The organism is Streptomyces sp. NPDC006197, assembly GCF_040613865.1.
Taxonomy (GTDB): Bacteria; Actinomycetota; Actinomycetes; order Streptomycetales; family Streptomycetaceae; genus Streptomyces.
The window spans coordinates 1-4,214 of sequence record NZ_JBEXSZ010000270.1 but is presented as its reverse complement, the minus strand read 5'-3'; the positions used below and the strand labels follow the sequence as shown (position 1 = coordinate 4,214).

The following is a 4,214-nucleotide window of genomic DNA, read 5'->3' as shown; positions in this document are numbered from 1 at the left end:
CCTGAACCCGCACCCCGTGCACAGCGCACTGGTGGTGCGGGTTCAGGCTCGGGAGCCTAGGCCCGGCAAGGGGCGCCGTTCCGTTGTGCCCACCCGTTCCGCCCCAGCGGAACGACTGCCCACAACGGGGTGGGCGGGGCGGTCAGCCTGGGATGAGGCCGTCTTCCGAGAGCATTTCGCGGACTTCGTCCAGGGTCGCGTCCGGAGCCGGGAGGATCAGTTCCGAGGGCTCCAGCGCGTCGTCCGGCAGGGGCGAGCCGAGCCTGCGGACGGCGTCGAGGAGGGCGCACAGCGTGCGCCGGAACCCTTCCTCGTCCCCCGCCTCCATCTCTTCGAGCAGCTCGTCGTCGAGCTTGTTCAGCTCGCCGAAGTGGCTGTCGGCCAGCTTCCGCTGGCCCTCCCCCATGATCCGTACGATCATGACGCGTCCTGTCTGTCGCCTACTTCTCGAAGCGCGGGTGGGACTGCTGCTGGGTGCGGTCCTGCGGCGCGGCCGCGCCACCGCCCTCGATGGCCTGCTGCTGCGCCGAGGGGCCGCCGGCCAGCTCGGCCTTCATCCGCTGGAGCTCCAGCTCGACGTCCGTGCCGCCGGACAGCCGGTCCAGTTCCGCCTGGATGTCGTCCTTCGCGAGCCCGGACTGGTCGTCCAGGGCGCCCGAGGCGAGCAGCTCGTCGATCGCGCCCGCGCGCGCCTGGAGCTGGGCGGTCTTGTCCTCGGCCCGCTGGATCGCCAGGCCGACGTCGCTCATCTCCTCCGAGATGCCGGAGAACGACTCGGCGATCCGGGTCTGCGCCTGGGCCGCCGTGTAGGTCGCCTTGATGGTCTCCTTCTTGGTGCGGAAGGCGTCCACCTTGGCCTGGAGACGCTGGGCGGCGAGGGTGAGCTTCTCCTCCTCGCCCTGCAGCGTCTGGTGCTGCACCTCCAGGTCGCTGACCTGCTGCTGGAGCGCGGCCCGCCGGGACAGCGCCTCGCGCGCCAGGTCCTCGCGGCCGAGCGCCAGCGCCTTGCGGCCCTGGTCCTCCAGCTTGGCGGACTGGCCCTGCAGCTGGTTCAGCTGGAGTTCGAGCCGCTTGCGGGAGGTGGCGACGTCGGCGACGCCCCGCCGCACCTTCTGCAGCAGCTCCAGCTGCTTCTGGTAGGAGTAATCGAGCGTCTCGCGCGGATCCTCGGCCCGGTCAAGGGCCTTGTTCGCCTTCGCGCGGAAGATCATCCCCATACGCTTCATGACACCGCTCATGGGCTTCGCGCGCCCCCTTCTGACGGACTTCGGCTCCAGCTCTCCAACAGGATCCACAGTACGGGCCCTGTCTCCATTACCGCACTGTTCGGAGCGGGATGCGCTCCTCCCCAAGGACGACTGCGCACGAGGTTTCCTCCCGCGCAGGGAGTAGGTGGATCTCAGGGAGACCACACCCGTCCTCGCGTACGTACGCTCGAAGACGCAGTCCGTTAGCGGATCGTTCCCGGCCCGCATGGGGTTCATGCCCGCCACCCCGTACCCTTGGGTTTTGTGTTCCGTAGCCGTTCGAAGGACGAGAAGGCCCCCACCGACAAGGTGACGGCGGACCTCTCCACCCAGCAGCCCCGCGACCCCGAGGCCCCCAAGGGCCGCCCGACTCCGAAGCGGAGCGAGGCGCAGTCCCAGCGCCGGCGCGCCGCGACGGTGCCGACCGACCGCAAGGAGGCCGCCAAGCGCCAGCGCGAGGCACGCCGCTCGGACCTGGCCCGACAGCGCGAGGCGCTGGCCAGCGGCGACGAGCGTTACCTGCCCGCCCGCGACAAGGGGCCGGTCCGCCGCTTCGTGCGCGACTTCGTCGACTCGCGGTTCGCGATCGCCGAGTTCTTCCTGCCGATGGCCGTGGTGATCCTCGTGCTGTCGCTGTTCGGCAACGCCAACCGGGCGCTGCAGAACATCTCCCTGCTGCTGTGGCTCGGTGTGATCATCCTGATCGTCATCGACTCGATCGGCATCTGGCTCCGCCTGCGGAAGCAGCTGAACGAGCGATTCCCGAACGAGCCGAAGCGCGGCGCCATCGCCTACGGCCTGATGCGCACGCTCCAGATGCGTCGACTGCGTCTGCCGAAGCCGCAGGTCAAGCGCGGAGAGCGGCCCTGAGCGCCGACAGCTCGGAGTTCGACGGGCGCGCGTTCGGCGAGGCCACGTCGGAGTCGGGCGGCCCCGTGCTGCCCGTCGTCGCGCACTGGTCCGCCGCCCACGGCGGGCTGCGCGACACCATCCGGCAGGAGATCGTCGCCCGTCAGCTCGACGAGCAGATAACCGCCCGCTATCCCGTGGGCCAGCGCCTGCGGATCCTCGACGCGGGCATGGGACAGGGCACCCAGGCCCTGCGCCTCGCCCGGGCCGGACACACCGTGACCGGCCTCGAGGCCGATCCGGACCTCCTCAAGGCGGCCCGGGAGTCGCTGGCGACGGAGCCCGCCGGGATCCGCGAGCGGGTCCGGCTGATCGAGGGCGACGGGCGCGAGACCGGGGTGCACTTCCTGCCCGGCAGCTTCGACGTGGTCCTCTGCCACGGCGTGCTGATGTACGCGGACGAGCCCGACGCGCTGCTCGCGGGTCTGGCCCGGATGCTGGCCCCCGGCGGTTTGCTCTCCCTGGTGGTACGGAACGCGGAGGCCCTGGCCATGCGGCCGGGGCTCGCCGGGGACTGGTCCGGGGCGCTCACGGCCTTCGACTCCGACGTCTACACGGACGACAACGGCGTGAAGGTGCGGGCCGACCGGCTGGACGCGCTCACGACGACGCTCGCGGGGATCGCGGCGCCGCTGCACGCCTGGTACGGGGTGCGGGTCTTCACGGACGACGTCCCCGCCGACGCGGGCCTGCCCGCCGCCGAGGAGCTGGAGCGGCTGCTCGCCGCCGAGGACCGGGCCGGGCGCACGGAGCCGTACCGTCGGCTCGCGGCGCTGCTGCACCTGTGCGGGGTGCGGGGCTGACGGGGCCGACGGGGGCACGACGGGCGGTCGCTCACCCCTGATCGGGTGCGCTCGCCGGGCCGGGGGCAGGGCGGAATCGGATACTCCGGACATGGACGTCTCCCGTGCCCACGCCCGTGCCCGTGCCCGTCGTGTCCTTCTTCCCCTCACCGCCGGTGCCTGCGCCGTCGCGCTGACCGGCGGCTGTTCCTCCACCGACGGGAACGCCTCCGCCCCGGAGCGGTCCACCCAGGCGGCGGCGCCGCTCGCCGCCAACGAGCTCCAGGACGACTACCGGACCGTCATCAGGAACGTCCTGCCGTCCGTCGTTCAGATCGAGGCCGCGAACAGCCTCGGCTCCGGCGTCGTCTACGACGCCAAGGGGCACATCGTCACCAACGCGCACGTGGTCGGCCGGGAGAAGAGCTTCAAGGTCACGGCGGCCACCGGCGGGCAGCCCGTGACGGCACGGCTCGTCTCCTCCTACCCCGAGCAGGATCTCGCCGTGCTCAGGCTGGACAGCGTGCCCCAGGGGCTGAAGGCGGCGAAGTTCGGCAACTCGGCCACCGTCGACATGGGACAGATCGTGCTCGCGATGGGCTCCCCGCTGGGCCTGTCCGGCAGCGTGACCCAGGGCATCGTCTCGGCGACCGGCCGGACCGTCAGCGAGGGACGGACCGGCGGCGGCACCGGCGCGACCATCGGGAACATGGTCCAGACGTCGGCCGCGATCAACCCCGGGAACAGCGGGGGCGCCCTCGTGAACCTCGACAGCGAGGTCATCGGCATCCCCACGCTCGCCGCGACCGACCCCGAACTGGGCGGCGGCTCGGCGCCCGGCATCGGCTTCGCGATCCCCGCGTCGATGGTGCGGACGATCGCGGACCAGATCGTCAAGACCGGCAAGGTGACGGACTCGGGGCGGGCGGCCCTCAACATCACCGGCCGTACGGTCCTGGACAACGGCTACGAGCCGGCGGGCGTCGCGGTGGTCGAGGCGCCGGCGGACGGGGCGGCCGGGAAGGCGGGGCTGAGGCCGGGCGATGTGATCAAGCGCCTCGGCGACGCCGAGATCACGACGATCACGTCCCTCTCGGAGGCGTTGGCCTCGCGCCGGCCGGGCGAGACGGTGACGGTGGTGTACGTGCGGGGCGGGGCGACGCGCAAGGCGAACGTCACGCTGGGCGAGATGTAGGACCTGCCGCGTGCGGCCCCTTCCTCCGTGCCCGGCACCGTGCGCCGTCATCGTCCTCGGCCCTCGCCTCGGCGGTCGCGT

The 4,214-nt window shown here is 72.0% G+C and carries 5 protein-coding genes; 3 read left to right on the top strand and 2 right to left on the bottom strand.

Going from position 1 to position 4,214, the window contains the following annotated elements:
* Positions 1-142: 142 nt before the first annotated feature.
* Both ABZ318_RS39185 and ABZ318_RS39180 read right to left on the bottom strand, forming a co-directional pair.
* Entirely contained in the window at positions 143-421 is a 279-nt protein-coding gene (locus tag ABZ318_RS39185) for a hypothetical protein (protein ID WP_356907187.1), read from the bottom strand.
* A gap of 19 nt (positions 422-440) precedes the next feature.
* A complete protein-coding gene (locus ABZ318_RS39180; RefSeq protein ID WP_189802190.1) occupies positions 441-1,238 on the bottom strand; it encodes a PspA/IM30 family protein in 798 nt (265 codons plus the stop codon).
* 273 nt (positions 1,239-1,511) lie between these two features.
* Between ABZ318_RS39180 and ABZ318_RS39175 the strand changes: the two genes are divergently transcribed.
* The 3 genes from ABZ318_RS39175 (at position 1,512) to ABZ318_RS39165 (ending at position 4,133) form a co-directional block, all read left to right on the top strand.
* Complete coding sequence (locus ABZ318_RS39175; RefSeq protein ID WP_356907186.1) at positions 1,512-2,117, top strand: DUF3043 domain-containing protein; 606 nt, start codon at positions 1,512-1,514, stop codon at positions 2,115-2,117.
* A gap of 65 nt (positions 2,118-2,182) precedes the next feature.
* Complete coding sequence (locus ABZ318_RS39170; protein ID WP_356907185.1) at positions 2,183-2,959, top strand: methyltransferase domain-containing protein; 777 nt, start codon at positions 2,183-2,185, stop codon at positions 2,957-2,959.
* 91 nt (positions 2,960-3,050) lie between these two features.
* Positions 3,051-4,133: a trypsin-like peptidase domain-containing protein gene (locus ABZ318_RS39165; RefSeq protein ID WP_356907184.1), complete on the top strand. Its 1,083-nt coding sequence runs from the start codon at positions 3,051-3,053 to the stop codon at positions 4,131-4,133.
* Positions 4,134-4,214: the final 81 nt, after the last annotated feature.